The 16,042-nt window shown below is 58.6% G+C and carries 11 protein-coding genes; 2 read left to right on the top strand and 9 right to left on the bottom strand.

The window, feature by feature from the left end:
• Nucleotides 1-2: 2 nt before the first annotated feature.
• The 7 genes from QE385_RS02210 to QE385_RS02180 all read right to left on the bottom strand — a co-directional run bounded on the left by QE385_RS02210 (nt 3) and on the right by QE385_RS02180 (nt 11,528).
• Nucleotides 3-2,015, bottom strand: coding sequence for a 3'-5' exonuclease (locus tag QE385_RS02210; protein ID WP_307098643.1), 2,013 nt, complete (start codon nt 2,013-2,015; stop codon nt 3-5).
• A gap of 522 nt (nt 2,016-2,537) precedes the next feature.
• Complete coding sequence (locus QE385_RS02205) at nt 2,538-5,420, bottom strand: site-specific DNA-methyltransferase (RefSeq protein WP_307098640.1); 2,883 nt, start codon at nt 5,418-5,420, stop codon at nt 2,538-2,540.
• The gene (locus QE385_RS02200) at nt 5,420-5,968 is read right to left on the bottom strand and encodes a protein NO VEIN domain-containing protein (protein WP_307098638.1); all 549 of its coding nucleotides are present in this window, start codon (nt 5,966-5,968) and stop codon (nt 5,420-5,422) included. Before QE385_RS02200 ends, QE385_RS02205 begins: the two co-directional genes overlap by 1 nt.
• Before the next feature lie 404 nt (nt 5,969-6,372).
• The gene (locus tag QE385_RS02195) at nt 6,373-9,384 is read right to left on the bottom strand and encodes a BPTD_3080 family restriction endonuclease (RefSeq protein ID WP_307098636.1); all 3,012 of its coding nucleotides are present in this window, start codon (nt 9,382-9,384) and stop codon (nt 6,373-6,375) included.
• Nucleotides 9,385-9,624: 240 nt separating this feature from the next.
• Nucleotides 9,625-10,832, bottom strand: a protein-coding gene (locus QE385_RS02190; protein ID WP_307098189.1) for an IS3-like element ISGbe2 family transposase whose coding sequence is annotated in 2 segments (ribosomal slippage) — nt 9,625-10,508 and nt 10,508-10,832 — 1,209 coding nt in all. Because the reading frame shifts where the segments join, the coding sequence is not laid out codon by codon here.
• A gap of 79 nt (nt 10,833-10,911) precedes the next feature.
• The gene (locus QE385_RS02185) at nt 10,912-11,241 is read right to left on the bottom strand and encodes a hypothetical protein (protein WP_307098634.1); all 330 of its coding nucleotides are present in this window, start codon (nt 11,239-11,241) and stop codon (nt 10,912-10,914) included.
• An 11-nt stretch (nt 11,242-11,252) separates the two neighbouring features.
• Complete coding sequence (locus QE385_RS02180; RefSeq protein WP_307098631.1) at nt 11,253-11,528, bottom strand: hypothetical protein; 276 nt, start codon at nt 11,526-11,528, stop codon at nt 11,253-11,255.
• A 92-nt stretch (nt 11,529-11,620) separates the two neighbouring features.
• On the opposite strand from QE385_RS02180, the gene QE385_RS02175 reads away from it, so the two are divergent.
• Nucleotides 11,621-11,818 (top strand): hypothetical protein, encoded by a 198-nt coding sequence (locus QE385_RS02175; protein WP_307098629.1) that lies wholly within the window; start codon nt 11,621-11,623, stop codon nt 11,816-11,818.
• 355 nt (nt 11,819-12,173) lie between these two features.
• On the opposite strand, the gene QE385_RS02170 is transcribed toward QE385_RS02175, so the two are convergent.
• Nucleotides 12,174-13,094, bottom strand: a complete 921-nt coding sequence (locus QE385_RS02170) for a DUF4435 domain-containing protein (protein WP_307098627.1) — start codon at nt 13,092-13,094, stop codon at nt 12,174-12,176.
• Nucleotide 13,095: 1 nt separating this feature from the next.
• Nucleotides 13,096-14,460 carry an AAA family ATPase gene (locus tag QE385_RS02165; RefSeq protein ID WP_307098625.1) on the bottom strand — a complete coding sequence of 455 codons (1,365 nt, stop codon included), beginning with the start codon at nt 14,458-14,460 and terminating at the stop codon, nt 13,096-13,098.
• A gap of 511 nt (nt 14,461-14,971) precedes the next feature.
• Here QE385_RS02165 and QE385_RS02160 point away from each other — a divergent pair.
• Nucleotides 14,972-16,003 (top strand): zinc-binding alcohol dehydrogenase family protein, encoded by a 1,032-nt coding sequence (locus QE385_RS02160; protein WP_307098623.1) that lies wholly within the window; start codon nt 14,972-14,974, stop codon nt 16,001-16,003.
• Nucleotides 16,004-16,042: the final 39 nt, after the last annotated feature.

Genomic DNA, 16,042 nt, shown 5'->3' with positions numbered 1-16,042 from the left:
CCTTATCGGCCCGCCGGACCCGCATTCGGCAGGTCATCGAGGAATTCCGAGCCCGGCGTCACGCCGGACAGCATCAGCCGGTCCCGCCCGCGGGTCGCCGCAACATACAGAAGGTGCCGCTCCGCATCCTGGATCGCTTCCAGATCGGCAAGGTCACCAATGCCGGTCAGTCGCTCGGCATCGGGCAACACATCCTCGTCCAGCGCCATTACTGCGACCGCGCGAAACTCCAGGCCCTTGGCGTCGTGCATCGCAATAACGGGTGCGGCCACGCCCGCTGCCTTCGCCGCAGCCCGGCCCCGCGCCACCTGCGCTTCACCGCGGACTAGGATCGCCAGTTCGTCTTCTGCCATCCCCTCGGCCACGAGCCCCGACAGCCAAGCCGCCACCGCACCTGTCTCCGCATCGGGGTCGTCGAACAGCTGTACGATCGGCTCCGGTCCATCGAACACCGAGACGGTGCCGCGCCGGCTTTCCTCGATGCCATCCTGATCCGCGATGTCCGGGGCGAGCAGACGATCGGCCGCGCGGCGGATCTGGTGCGAGGTGCGGTAGCAGACTTTGAGTACCTGCGCCCGGCCGCGTACGTCGAGGCCCAGCTTTGCCCAGGAGAAGGGCAGATGGAAGATGCGCTGGCCCAGATCCCCGGTGAAGAACAGCGCATCGCCGCTGCCCGCCTGCCCTACAGCCGCTAGAAAGCGCGCCTGCGCAACCGACAGATCCTGCGCCTCGTCCACCACTACATGGGTGAAAGGCAGCGCGCCGCCTTCGGCGACCCAGCGGGTCAGCCGGAGATAGACATCGGCGGTCGTCACGACGCCGCGCGCTACCAGCCGATCGCGAACGTAGGCGAACACCGCCCAGGCGCTTTCGCGCTGCTTCGGGCCCAGCCGGGTGCGGCGGCCGATCCGGGGAACCGCGGCATAGGCTTCGGCGTCGTGCAGCCCCCAAGCGTCGACCAGCTCGTCCCATTCCTCGTACAAGAACGCCGGGCTGTGCCCGCTGCTATGCCCGGCATCGACCGCCGCCTTAATCGCGGCGCGGACCTGGCTCGCGGTCGCCAGGTTCGGCTGCTGGCCGAAGGCGTTGGCGTACAGCTCGTACGCCGCCTGATCGATCGCGTGCACAAACAGCCGCTGGCGCAGCGCCGGGCGCGCCTCTGTCATCAGCGCGGCCTTGTCGGCAAGGCTCGCGGCTAGCAGCTTCGAGAAGGTGGTGAGCAGCACCCGTGCCTCGGCCCGCTCGGCCAGATGCACCGCGCGGTGCAGGGCGACGATCGTCTTGCCGGTGCCCGCCGAGCCGGAGATCCGTGCCGGCCCCTTCCAGTCGCGCGTCACCGGCGCCCGCTGCGCCGGATGGAGGAACACCGCCCATTGCGCGAAGGGCGCATCGAGCGCGGCCTTAAGCTCCTCCAGCCCGTCCACCGCACGGAAGCGCCGCTGCGCGTCCGGATGCGCGAAGGGATCGGCGCCCGGCAGCGCCCGCATCGCGACATGGTCCTGCAGCCGCCCGCCGGTGGCATGGTCGAGCAGCGCCTCTGCCGCTTCGTCCGGCAGCGCGGCGAACAGGCCGTCGACGCTCGCCTCGTCCGCCGCGCGCACCGCCTCCAGCCAGTCGCGCGGCACGCCGACGTTGAGTAGATCGTCGTCGGAGAGCATGGCGAAGGGGCGATGCGCCGCGGCGGGCGCAGGAGCGGCATCGTCAGCCCTCTCAGTGTAAACGAGACGCTCTTCGGCGCGCTCGACAAGTTCGACCAGCTGCATCGCCCCGGTGCGTTCATGCGGCACCAGTCGCCGCCGCTCGGCCCAGCGATAGGCATCGTCATGATGCCCCACCCAGGCGAGCAGCGTCCGCTCGCCTTCCTTGTGCAGGACGATGCGGATGTCCTGGCTGACGCGAGCGGTCCAAAAGCCGGGGGCTGCCTCCACACGGTGCAATTGCAGCCCGTTTCCGCCTTCGTCGTGCGCAAGGTCGAAGGCGGTGATCTTCACCTGCTTCTGCTCGGCAGCGGTCAAGCGATCGAGTGCCTTTGTGAAGGTGGATGCGTAGAGAAGCATTTACAACCGCGCCACAATGCAGTCGATGCGCCTTTTTCCAAAATTCATTCTGCGCTGCAGATCGCGCTCATACTTCCTGGAGAGCTTCTTTCCATAAGCAATACGCCGCTTCAAAGATTTCATGCTTGGCGAAACAAGTTGATATAGCTCTGCAGCTTTACACGAAAAATACTTGTTTATAACGGCAGGGTGACCCGCTAGGCAGTCCGAGCTCTTGAGGTGACCGTCTTTTGCATTACAGTCAGAGCAAATTGCACAAGTGCGAAACCTCATGTAACGAAAAGCAAATTTCACAAACGATTCAATGACTATTTGAGTGTCTCGGTGCGAAAGATTTAGAGAATTGATGTAGTCTCGAAAGTAATTCAATACGTGATCGTGATGGTAGCCGTGGCCTTCATCAAGCGCAGCGTTGCAGCTGAAGCATCTTTTTCCCTCTAAATACGGGATTTTTCTGCCGAAAGGAATGCTGCTCATTCTCTAAGCCCCCACCACCTTCATCACCTCGTCCCCGAGGTGGTTGATCACCTTCACCGCGACACGCCCGCCCTTCGGCCGTGGGAAGGGCCGCGAGCGGGTGCGCTTCAGGCTTTCCCAGGCGTCGCTATCGATCTCCGCCTTCAGCGTGGTCTTCAGCGCCTTGTAGGGATCGTTGGCGCCCGGGAAATAGGCGTGACGGACGAAGAAGCTCTCGTAGTTATAGTCCGTATCGATGAACCACACGGCGATGTCGTCCGGGTCGCTCGCGACGATCTCGCCGCCCTTGTACATGTCGACGCCGGCCAGCTCGACGCTGATGCAGCCATCGTCCTCGTCATGCACCTGGATGTCCGGTTCGCCGAACACGGTGAACAGGTTGCCGGCACCGGTATTGGCAAGGTCCGGCATGTGCAAATCCGGGTTGATCCGCGCCTGGAGGACGGTGAGCGCGCCCATTCGATCGAACTCGCTGGCATGGGCGTCGAAGTTGAACGAGGCGGCGATCAGCAGGTCGAAGCCCGCCTCCATCGCCTCGCGCGCGGCGGCGGTGAGGTCGGCGCGGGCAACCGTGCCATATTCCGGGCCGACCAGGATGGCGGCGCGGCGCTTGGGACTGTCAGCCAGCGTATCGCCCTCGCCCTCGCTAGCCTGGCGCACCGCGCCCTCAGCGCAGACGAACTTGCCCGGCCAAGGCTTGAGCGAGGAGAAGACCAGCCGATCGGCCTTGTGCGCCTGCTGCACGCCGGAGCGCTTGAGGTTCTCCAGCACCATCTCGGCGAAGTCGGCACTTTCCTCGGCGGCGGCATTCTTCTGGCGGCGGCCCTCGGCGGCCTCCAGCTCGTCGAACAGGCTGTCGTCGACATCGACGGCAGGGACGCGGTGCGGCGACAGGCTCTCGACCGTGAACGGCCCAGCAACGCGCACGCGGGTCTTGTCCTCATAGGGTTGGTCGTAGAGATATTCCGTGTCCGCCTTAGCAGAAATCGAGGCGTCGATCTCTTTCTGACGGGCGATGCGCAGCGCCCACCAGGTGGCGTGGAGCCCGGTGGGGGTATTCGGCGGTGTCCGTGGTTGCAACCGCGTCGAAATATGAGCGTGAGCGTGCTCCCATGCCTCGGCAAGCGTGAACGGCAGACTTTCGATGGTCGCAGTCGATGCGTCCTGCTGCTCGTTCAAGTTGCGCGGGATTTCCCACTCCTGCCAGCTGGTGCCGAGCGCGGCGTTGATCGCTTCGCGCAGCGGTTCCAGCTTTTCCTGATAGGCGGCCCAAATCGTGTCGATCTCGGCATTGTTGGCGATCGACTTCAGGGTGATGTGCGGCACGCGCTTGTAGACGAAGCCCTGGCGGATGCGGCCATAGGTGGGCGTTTCGCGCGGGACGCTCCGGGTGACCTCGGCCTCCTTCAACTGCCCGTCGCGGCTGTCGGCGAGCAGATACCAGGGATAGCGCGCGCCCATGATACGCGCACGGGCCAGCGCCAACGCGACGCGGCTGGTATCCATGGTGATCCAGCGGCGGCCCCATTGTTCGGCGACATAGGCGGTGGTGCCCGATCCGCAGGTGGGATCGAGGACGAGGTCGCCGGGATCGGTAGCCATCAGGATGCAGCGTTCGACAGCCCGCGGCATTGTCTGGACGACATAGATTTTAGGATCAGCGAACCCACTCGTAACAGTATCGTTCCAAGCGGCATCAAGGGGCATTGCTGCGAAGTCATCGAAACGTCGGATATAGCTAAGCGTATTCCCCAACCCAGCAAGCCGGCTTGCTTTCGACAATCGCTCCATCCCGCTTAAGTTTGTCTTCCAGCCGCCCTTCTTGGGGGTGGCAAAAGTCTTTCCGTGAAGTGAGAATGGGAAGAGCGTCGTGGCGCTTGCCGATTGCGAGGTCATATCCCCATATCTAAAAGCTATTGCGTCCGGCGATCTTTCGATACGGTTACCTGATGCATCCATGAAGTATCGGTATTGGCCACCTCCGAGGCCGTCCAAGTCCTTTTGCTGCAGAATACGCCGAAATTTTAGTCGCTCTTTATGCCGAGCATACCAAACGATGTAGTCGTAAGGATCGTCTAAAAAAGCACCACCAAGGGACGATGTTTTTCGATACTTGATGATGCTTACTGCGTTATCATCCCCAAACACCTCATCCATCAGCGCCCGCACGCGATGAACATTCTCATCGCCGATCTGGACGAACACGCTCCCACTTTCGGTCAGCAGGTCGCGCGCCACGGTCAGCCGGTCGCGCAGATAGGTCAGGTAGCTATGGATGCCATCCGTCCAGGTGTCGCGGAACGCCTTCACCTGTTCGGGCTCGCGGCTGAAATGATCGGCCTTGCCGTCCTTCACGTCGCGGCTGGTGGTGCTCCACTGGAAGTTCGAGTTGAATTTGATGCCATAGGGTGGATCGATATAGATGCACTGTACCTGGCCCTTCAGCCCCTCGCGCTCGGCTAGGCTCGCCATCACCTTCAGCCCGTCGCCCAGGATCATCCGGTTCGACCAGTGCTGATCGTGTTCGTAGAATTCGGTGCGCTGGTCCGGCTCGATGCCGTTGAAATCGGCGAACAGGTCCGGCGCCGTCTCGGGCTCGCGGCGGCGTGTCGACGCGCGTTTCAGATCCTCGATCAGCGCCTTGGGGTGGATCTTCTCCTGGATGTAGAGCGGCGGCGCCTCGACGATCAGATCGGACCAGTCCGCCACATCCTTGCCGCGCCACACCAGCTGCGGGTCGAGATCCGGGTTGCGGCGTTCATAGGCGGCGCGGATCGGCGTCTTCACCGCGGGCGGCACGAACGCCTCCAGCTCCGCCGTCGGCGCATTCTTGCGCGACGCCTCGTCATGGGTCAGCGTCTCGACGGTAAGCGGCTTCTTGACCATTATTCGGCAGTCCCGTTCTTTGAAACAGCCTGCCACTGCAGGCAATCGAATTGAAAACACTCTTCCAACTGATCGAAATCGAAGTATTTGATCCCTCGCCGCTCCGGATCGAGTGCCGAAGTAACAAGGGCCAAGCGCCACCGCCGAAGATCGCCGGCCTTTTCTTCCGCCAGCATATCGCATCCTACCTTGCGCTCAGTTCGAGTTATGAAAAACACATCCCTCGATCCGCCCGTGCCCTTCACCTCAATGCACCAGATTTCCCCGGATCCTTTATCTTCGAATTCCAGATCGTAGCCCGTACCGGGAACTTTTTGCTTGTCGATAAAATTATAATTTAGACCAAAATCTTCCTTAATCGCTGCAACTGCAGCCTCCTCAACCTGCTTTCGCAATTCGGGGTCTGTTGAAAAGACGTTCCTGCCCTTTAACGGTTGACCTGACGTCCCAATTAGCACCCTTTGCCTGTAGCGGAGTAACAGTTGGATCAATGCCTCACGCGAATCTACGTCTTCACCATCTGCACGGACGAAGGCAAACGACCGCAAGCTGCGCCCCTTGGGCAATACACAGTCTCTCGCTGCCGCTGGTATGCAAACGGCTGATTTTGCCATGGCCGAGTAAGAGAAAGGGTGCTCGTCGGATCGTGTTGGCAGGCGCTTGACGTCTGGTCTCGTATGGGATACTACTATAGTAGCACCTTCGTACCAGCCGACTACAACTGCCGGCTCATCCCTTCTCGGTCGTGCAACAAAGAAGATCAACCACTTTGATGACCCCTTGTTCGTGGGAAAATTGTAACCATTGGGTGGAAAGTATCCGTAGTAAACGCCCTTGCTCGGAAGAAAATTATACCGCTCATGGCCCGCTTCACCATGGCGCCCGGACAGAGCGCCTCCCGTATAATCATCTGACCAGTCAATCGTGACAACGGCGATATTTCTTGGGCTCGTCATTGGCCAACCTCGTCCAGCCACGCCGCGACCTTTGCGGCAAATTCGGTCGCTATCGTCCACACATCAGTAAACTCAGCGAAGGCCCAGCGGCCATGATCGCCCAGTGCGTTGACTCCTGGGACCCACAGGGTGCGCATCGTTTCCGCCTTGTCCTTATCGTCCTCGTCGCGCGCGCCCTTAATCTCGACAACCAGGTTGAGCGGGTCGTCCGGCCCATGGCCGTCGTCGATACGCAGGATGAAGTCTGGGCGATATCGGCGCGCCTCGCCGCCAGCACTGTATGGCACCTCGAAGCCGAGATTGTGGTTCTTCACCCAGGCGAGCACGCGGGTATGCTGATCGGCAACGCGGCAGAACTCCGCCTCCCAATCGCTGTCGATCACTGCATAGTTGATATGACATCGCCCGCTGGTCGCATACCGGTCCTTGCTCGTCATGAAGCTGACGTGCCGGGTACTGCCCTCGCGATTATAGGGATCGAGCATCGCGATCACGCGACCACCACCCTCCTGCCCCCGCGTAATTGCAGACATAAGACGGTCGGCGACGCGGTCAGCAATGTTGTAATAGAGCAGTTGCGCAGGCTGTGTGCCGCCCGCCAGCACAAGGTGGTCGGTCATCCATTGCCGGACGATCGACTTGGCCTGGAGGATCAGGCCGACATTGGGTCGATCGCCGGCATTGGTCATCCTGCGCTTTACTAACCATTCCGCAAGCTTGAGGTGGATCGTCGCGGCGCGGGTATCAGCTAAGTGGGCTATAGTCAGGTCAGCAGATTCGCCGATGATGCCGGAATTGACCGTCTCGGTCGCGCCGACCAACTCGGGCGTGAGTTCCAGCGTCGAATCAGCGGTAAAACTGGCAGTCAGCTTTTCACTAGGTAGTTCGGTGCGATATCCTTCAACGCGTGGATAGCGGATTTCGGATGCGTCGCGCGCCGGGCTGATCGCATGGACACGCTCCATATTTTCCGGAGGCGAGGGCTTCGACACGACCGGCTGGGCAGTGAAGTCGAACGGAATGCCGAGGACGTCGGCATATTCCACGCGGAACTTACCCGCGTCCGGTCCTTCTGTCTGGAGCTGATAGGATTGGCGCCGCAGCGCGCGGCCAATAACCTGTTCACACAGCAACTGGGTGCCGAAGGCTCGGATGCCGAGCACGTGAGTGACGGTATTAGCGTCCCAGCCTTCGGTCAGCATCGACACCGAAACCACGCAGCGGATGCCTTCGCCGAGCTGCCCCTTTCGGCCAACGGTGTTCATCACTTCTCGAAGGATGGCAGCGTCATCGACCTTTTCGGCTGCGGCACGGTCACCAGTCCGCTGGATCATTTCGTCCTTGAAGCGGGCTATCTCCTCGCTGGCGGCATCGCGAAAATCGGTGCTGATCGCCTCGCCGCTTTCCAATTGCTGGCTGTCGATCAACAACGTGCGCATACGCGGCAGCGCGGACCCTTCTGGATCAAAATTCCAGAACAACGGGCATTTGCCCTTGATCGCGGTCACATTACCGTCCGCATCCTCGATCGTGTAACCCGCGATATAATCGTGGACTAGCTTCGAGGTCGCCGTGTTGTTGCATACCACGATGAAGACTGGGTCGACACCGACACCAGCTTCCTTCCAGATCGCATATGTCTTGGCATAGTGACCGTATAGCGCGTCGATTGCCGTCAACAGCTCATTGGGCAGCTTCTGCGGATCCAGGCCCTTTGCGTTGCCGCGTCCCTTCTTCGGCAGGTGCTTCCCGACATAGTCCCACAGGTTACGAAACATCGGCGTATCGCCGCCAGGAACATTATCCATCACCGGTACGCGTGGCAGTTTAACGATGCCGCACTCGATTGCGTCCATTAGGCTAAAGTCGGATATCACCCAGCCGAAGAGCGACCCCTCGCGATAGCCCGAGCCGCGTAGGAAGAAGGGTGTTGCGGACAGGTCATAAACCATCGATACGCCCAGTTCGCGCTTCACCGCCTCGATGCCTGAAATCCAAAGGCGCGCGGCTTCATTGGCTTCCTTGGCGGCAACGAGCTCGTCGCCCTTCAGCAACTTTTGCTCTTCCGCCGTCAGCGGACGTTCGCGATAGCAGTGATGCGCTTCGTCATTGAGGACGACGATGTTTTTGAGACCCATCAACTCGCCCGCGACACGGCGGATCATCGCGCCGTCGCTTTCGGGCTTCGGGCGGGTACGCAGCGCGGCCTGCTGGACCTTATTAAGCGGCACCTCGTCCTTCTTCTTAAAGGCGTGATAGTTGGTAATCACGATCTTGGCACGGCCAAGGTCAAGCAGCATGTCCTCGGGTACAATCTCGCGACTTTTGTAATAGCTATCTGGATCATTGGGCTGGAGAACGCGCAGGCGGTCCTTGATCGTTATGCCCGGCGCGACGACCAGAAACCCTTTCGAGAAACGCTTCGCATTAGGGTGGCGGACTGCGTTTAACGTCTGCCACGCGATCAGCATCGCCATCACCGTCGTCTTGCCAGCGCCGGTGGCGAGCTTCAGCGCCATGCGCATCAACTCTGGATTTGATGAGAGGTTAGCGGCTTCCAAATGGGTCCAAAAACGTCGGCCCTGGGAGGATGATCGAGGCGCGACCTCGGTCAGCCAGATCACCGTTTCCACTGCCTCGACTTGACAGAAAAAAGGACGCTGATTGGCAAAATCATGTGCTCGCCAGTGGCGGAGGAGACGTGCAGTCGTGGGCGTGACTTGCCATTGACTCTCGTGCAGCTTGCGCCAGCTATCCACTGCCGAGCGAATACCGTTGATTACTTCAGTAGGATTATACTCCTGGCCGCTCTCGTCTGAGAGTAAATCCGGTTGAACGGCTCTACCGCGTACCGTTCGCGCCTTGGGAATAGGGGAGATCAGCGCGCTTTGCCGACGACGCGGCACAATGATGCTGGTCGGCTGACCGCTATCATCCAATTCCCAATGTTTACTTGGTTCGTCGTACGGCGAATTGAGGATCGGCGATTGAAAAAAAATGTCACTCATTTTGCCGTCACCCGTATCGCTTTTCGGTATGCCCCGTGATCACTCTTGCATGGTTCCACTTGCGGGCCGGCGTCAAGGTCTTGACGCCACAAACCAATAGGTTGAGCGATCATCAGCGCGAGCTTAATTATTTGGCATCATCAGATCGGGTTCCAATCTCCATGCTGCAAGGCCTGTCTACCCCATCTAAGAGTCCGTTTGAGAATGGATCTGATCTGGCCCCCGTTTCACCGGACGGATTCAGGCGGTTGCAGAAACCAGTGCGCGATGTTCGCGCGGTGAACGCATTTTGAGCCCTGAATGGGGGTGGTTGTCGTTGTAGTCCTCGATCCATCCGGCAAGCGATGTCAACGCGGTGGGAGCATCAGGCAGCGGCGAGACGCGGACGTAATCGCGCTTGAGGGTATGAACGAAGGCCTCCGAGATGCCGTTGGACTGCGGGCTGCGAACGGGCGTGAAGCAGGGTTTGAGGCCCAGCTGCCGGGCAAAGGTGCGTGTTTCGCGGGCAGTATAGGCCGAGCCGTTATCGGACAGCATCTCGACCGGCACGGGCGCGCGCATACCGCCGAAGCGGGTTTCCACGGCTTCCAGCATGATGTCGCGCACGTCCGAGCCGCTGATGCCCGCATTGGCGATCGCGCGCCAGGCGATGATCTCGCGGTCATGGGCGTCGATGATGAAGGCGCCGCGCACGACCTCGCCGTTCCAGCAGGTGAACTCGAAGCCGTCCGAGCACCAGCGCAGGTTCGAGCGGATCGCCACCACGACGCCGTCATGGCCATAGTCGGCCCGCTCGGTGTAGCGCCGCGCCAGCAGCAGGCGGTCCGCGGCCATGATGCGATAGACGCGCTTGTGATTGACCGGCGCCAGTCCTTCGGCGCGTTGCTGTCGATTGAGGACTGCCGCGATGCGGCGGTAGCCGTAGGTGGGCCGCTGCGCGGCGATCTGGCGTATGCGGGGCAGCAGGTCCGCGTCGTCGGCCTTGGCGTACGGCCCGCGCGTCCGGGTGCGGCCGGTCAGGCGGTCGTACACCGTCGAGCGCCCGACCCCGAGCGTCTTGGCGACCAGGCTCACCGGATAGTCTCCGGCAACGGCGAGTGCATGAGCAAGCTCGCTTTTTTTGGGCGTGAGCGCTCCAGCGCCTCCTTCAGGATCTCGACCTCCAGCGTCTTGCGGCCGAGCTGGCGCTCCAGTTCGCGGATGCGGGTCTCCATCTCGCGGACCTGGCGATTGCTGGTCACGTCGTCGTCGCCGGCGACCGCGACGCTCCCGCCCTCCAGCATCAGCCGCCGCCAGCGGTACAGCAGGTTCGGCGCCACGCCGTTGCGGCGTGCCACCACCGATATGCTCTCGCGACCATCGAGCGTCTCCTCGACGATCCTCAGCTTCTCAGGCGTGCTCCAGTGACGGCGACGACCGCCGTCGGTGATGATTTCGGACACGGACATAAGCCTATGCTTAGGGGATAGCCCCAAGCCTCCTTCTTAGGCTTGAATCCGTCCGGTCGAAATGGGGGCCAGCTCAGGATCAGGCGCATGCAGCCCGGTCGTAGATGACAGTTCGGTTCATGGCGAAGGGTGGCAGAGCCACCGCGTCGCGCCATTGGCGGTCGAAACCGCGTAGGGCCTCGAAAACCTTCATAGCTGTCTCGAAGCCGAGCAATTCTTCGTGTATGGTGCGTATCTGCTCACCGTCGGCTGCCCCCGTCACGACGTCGCAGCAGACAAGATCGGTCGTAAGTTCGTCAAGCTTATAGGCGACGATTGCTCGCACCTCGTCCAAGGACACGGCATCAGCGTCCTTGGCCGTGATGATAGCAAAGCCGTTATCGGTAGTGAAAATTTCAGGCGTCTGCATGGCATATCCGTTCAAGGAGCGAGCCGCCGGAACAGGTTGCTGCCATGGCAAGATGGATCATCACCTCCGGCACGTCGAGGCGCTTCTAATTGTCGCGGATAAGCCTCAACCAGCGCGTCATCCAGCCTAAAAGCCCGACTCATAACTGGAGCTTTGCAATACGTCAGGTCATTCGCGTGATGGATGCGATGACGAGCCATACGCTCGACGACGCAGCGCCGTGGCAGCACCTCGAACCCAGAGACCTCGTCCAACCGCCGGATGATCTCGGCGGTGAAGTCACGCATAGCGGCCGCATCGAGCAGCTTGGTACGAACGTGGGTTTCATCGCCGACCAGGTGCTTGAGCCATGGTCAGCGACGCAGGATGGACGCCTTAAATGGTTCTGCTCACCCGCATCGCCGACGATGGCACAGGCGGCGTCGCGATCATCTTCGACACCGCCGCGCCCGATACAGTGCGGCGCGAGATCTTTGCAGCGGTAAGTACGTACGGCACGACGCCGAGGACGGCGATCAAGGCGTTCATGCCGCAAAGCGTTGTAGCGTTGTCGCCACTGAACAGAGCAAGGTGCTGATGGTACCGTGCTCTTCATCAGGGCGGCACTGGCTTAATTTGGCAATGTTTTGCGAACAATAGATAGAGTGATTGTGGGGATATCTTTCATTGTGAATGACTCAACGTTCGACACCCGCGGTATCTTTCCACCCTCCTAATTTCATACTTTGTTTGATACCGCCGGAGCCCGGGTTGGGCGGCTGTTTCTGGGACTCTTCTGCCGCTCACGGGCGACGTGGCGAACGGCTGGTCTTGTCGAATCCTGACGTTCACCGATCGCACCTCACGATCTCAAGGGCCAACTGGGATTGGCTGGTAAAAGACTGGTAGCCTTTTCGACGAAAATGGTAGAATGCTTCGCTTGCAGTAACCCTTCAATGCAATCGGCGATCATAGAATGACTGCAACGAAAGTGGCGGCAGAACCCGCCCACCTAAAACCTCAAAAATCCTTCCCTCCCGTATAGAACTGGGTATCTTGATTTTTCGCTGCCCAGCGGCAGCCCTACGTTCATTTGCAACTTCTAGAGCAGCTAAAAGTGCAACCTGAAAAAACCAAATGTCGTATTTTCCCCTAACCCAAGCCTTCGGCGTTGAAGGATCTAAGTATCTGTTAAAACGAATTATTGCGGAGAGGGCTGGCAAGCGTCCATTGACAACCACCTTCTTTTTGAATTCCAGAAAACCCTCGGCACAGAGGGAAGGCTTTCCATCAGAAAACGATACGATGCCTTTCAATCCGTTGGTATTACTCAAATTGGGCGAACATCCGCCCTGTTTTGCTGCCAATATCCATGCGATCAATGACCGCACTTCGATGTAAAAACTATCAAATGCCTGTTTTACAAACCTAATCGTAGAAGAGAATTCAGGATTGGCACGGGATAAATGCAACACGTCTTCAAGAATTATTTGTAAAGAATCGATAGAAGATATATCGTTTTCTATTGAGTAATTATCAGTAATGTATGTTGAATCATCAACATAAACCTGACACCCAAGAATATCATCAAAATCTCTGTCAACGAAAAAAAGGCAATTTCTGGTTTCGTAGTCATCAGATTTTATTGCATCCCGAACGTCTATAACGTTCTTCTTTCCACCGCAGTCATATAAATAAATATCACCATTCCCAACACGGCGCCGAGCTTCTGGTATATAAAATAGAGAGTCCTCCTCCCCCTCGAAAAAGAAATGAAAGGAAGTTTGATCGGGGTCGTAAAGTATCTTGAATTGATGAAGCGCTGCAATGTCGGATTTTGCTTCTTCAGCAAGATATTCCGCATAATCATCCATATCACCCATCCTTCATAGAGCGCGAAGTTTTTCGACGAAGGTCGATTGCGGATGATTTTAGCCTGTTTTGATATATGAACGGGCTATGAGTAACAGATAAAACAAAAGAGCAGTGCTTGGAATCCAGTATATCCGTTAAAAATCGTTTTTGCCAGGGAACGGACAGGGATAGCTCCGGTTCATCTATTATAACAATCTGATTATCAGAATCATCTAGATAAAGATGTGAAAACAAAGATACGACTTGCTTCTCACCAGACGAGAGCATGCTAAGGTCAATAGGCCTGCCCCGGTCATCTATGATACTTATAGTAAATTTAGTGTCATCGTACACCATTGACTTGCCGGGATTAAGGTAGGCGTTGCAAACGTCGACGAACTCAGACACTTCTGTTTCTTGAGATGAGATATCGGCACTCGCGCTCATCAGCCTAGAGAAGTAGTGGGCCAGATAGAGGTCATTAACCTCCATATCGGATCGCCTCTTTCCTTTCATATCGACTATTTTCGCACGCAATAGCTCTTTATCTTCAACCGATAAAACCTGCTCGCTCACTCGGCCCAAGATGACAGAAAGCGCGTTTTCATCAAGACTTTCTATTTGAGAAGGAGAATACTGGTCAGCCGTCCCCTTGATTACGTCCCGTAGATACAATCCTGAAAGATTATTGAATTGCGAAAGAGAGTAATCACGGAGAAATCGACTTTTTAAGTCTATATTTGATCGAACGTCTTCCATCCCAAAACTTACGAGATCCACGTAATGTTTTGCGGAGCGTTTTATAGTGAGTGGCGCCCCCGGCCTAACACTCGCACGAAGCCGATCCTCTAGATCTGGAAATATCTCCTTCAGGTCCTTTTCAATGCGTCGGTAAGTTGGGAGGTAGAGAGATCGCCCAGGAAGCCGCTGCGACAGTTCACGTTCAACGTTGATCCGAGGTGCTGAAAATATATCGTCCTCATCCAATGACGAAAACCGCCTGATAAGAGACATTTGAAGATGCCTAACTTCTTCTGTAGGCACCGCTAAGATGTCAGCATATTTATATCGAGATTGAGGGGACATCTTTCTAGATGAGATGAATTCCTCTAATAGTCCTTCAGCACGCAGCTTCTCTAAATAGACGGAAATTCGAGACGATGGCGCAAAATTTCCTACTACTTTATCGAGTTGAGAAAGGCCGGTGATATCAGCGCGAGCCGCTCGAACTTCGTCATCGCCAAACCAAAGGGCAACTTCTGAAAAATCATACTCGGCTAATCGGCTCCATTGCCGGGAAACGAAGAAGTAGAAGATATTAGTTACGCTACTTTTTCCTATACCATTCGGTCCGACCAATACCAGCGCGTCGCTGTTGATATCCAACCTTATGTCGCGGTTTCCGAAAAGTCCCTTAATCTCGAACTTTGTAGGCCTTTGCATTACGCTCCCCCCACCGCATTGCGGACACTCACACCCTTTGTATCCCAACTACCGTAGCGCCAGCCGGTCTAAATTCAAGTAACTCTTAGGAAAATCCACGATTGCCTCCTCTTCTGCCTGTCGTTTGGCGCGCCCGGCAGAAGAGGGCGCCCTGCTGCCGGATGGCTCAGTGCGTCAGGAATGGCGGGTTCCACCATAAGCGGCCATTTACGCGCGCGGCTTGGAACGAGTTATGTTGGTCGGCACCTGCCGCAGGTGAATCATCCCCTTATACTTCCCGTCGATCAGGCTCATTATCCTATCGATAGAGCAACCCGGGATACAGTAGAGGCCGCAGCGGCGGCCTTTCGCAATCCGGACGGTATCCTTTTTGATATTAGGGGCGTTTTTCGTGCCCGGAACACATGCTGGCACCGCCAATACCTCGCGTGCGTCAGCAGAAGGAGCAAGACCCATGCGCGCCATAGCCTATCGCCAGCCCGGCCCGATCGACCGGGACGAAGCCCTTGTCGAGATTGAACTGCCACGGCCCGTTCCGACCGGGCGCGACATTCTAGTCGCGGTTCGGGCGATCTCGGTGAACCCGGTCGACGCGAAGGTTCGCAACGGCGCCGCGCCGTTCGACGGGCGTGCCGAGCGCATCCTCGGCTGGGATGCGGCGGGCGTGGTCGAGGCGGTCGGCCCGGAGGCCACCCGCTTCAAGGTGGGTGACGAGGTCTTCTATGCGGGCGACCTGATGCGCGACGGCAGCAATGCCGAATATCAGCTGGTCGACGAGCGGATCGTGGGCCATCGCCCCCGCAGCATCGGCTTCGCGGAGGCGGCGGCGCTGCCGCTGACGGCCATCACGGCCTGGGAAACCCTGTTCGACCGGTTGAAGGTCGACGACCAGCCGGCCGGCGGTGCCCGCGCCATCCTGATCATCGGCGGCGCGGGCGGCGTCGGTTCCGCGGCGATCCAGATCGCGCGGGCCCGCACCGACCTGACCGTGATCGCCACCGCCTCGCGCGCCGAGACGGAAGGCTGGGTGCGTGACCTAGGCGTGCATCATGTCATCGATCATTCCCAACCGATGGCACCGCAGATCGCTGCCTTGGGGTTAGGCGCGCCTGCCTTCGTCTTCTCGACCACCCATACCGATCGCCATCTGGCCGACATAGCCGAGTTGATCGCGCCGCAGGGGCGCTTCGCGCTGATCGACGATCCCGCCAGCCTCGACATCGTCGCCTTCAAGCGCAAGGCGGTGTCAGTCCATTGGGAATTGATGTTCACCCGGTCGCTCTTCGACACACCCGACGTCGGCGAGCAGGGTCGTCTGTTGGACGCGGTGGCCGAGCTGGTGGACGAAGGGCGCATTCGCACCACAGCCACCGAAACGCTGTCACCGATCAATGCCGCCAATCTGATCGAGGCGCACCGCCGCATCGAGAGCACCACTACGCGGGGCAAGATCGTGCTGGAAGGCTGGGACAGCTGGCAGGCGTAAGCTCGACGCGGGTTCCTACGAAATGCGCGCGCGGGCGGG

Origin of the sequence: Sphingomonas sp. SORGH_AS_0950 (assembly GCF_030818415.1) — a bacterium.
Lineage (GTDB): Bacteria > Pseudomonadota > Alphaproteobacteria > Sphingomonadales > Sphingomonadaceae > Sphingomonas.
This window is presented reverse-complemented; position numbering and strand designations above follow the sequence as displayed.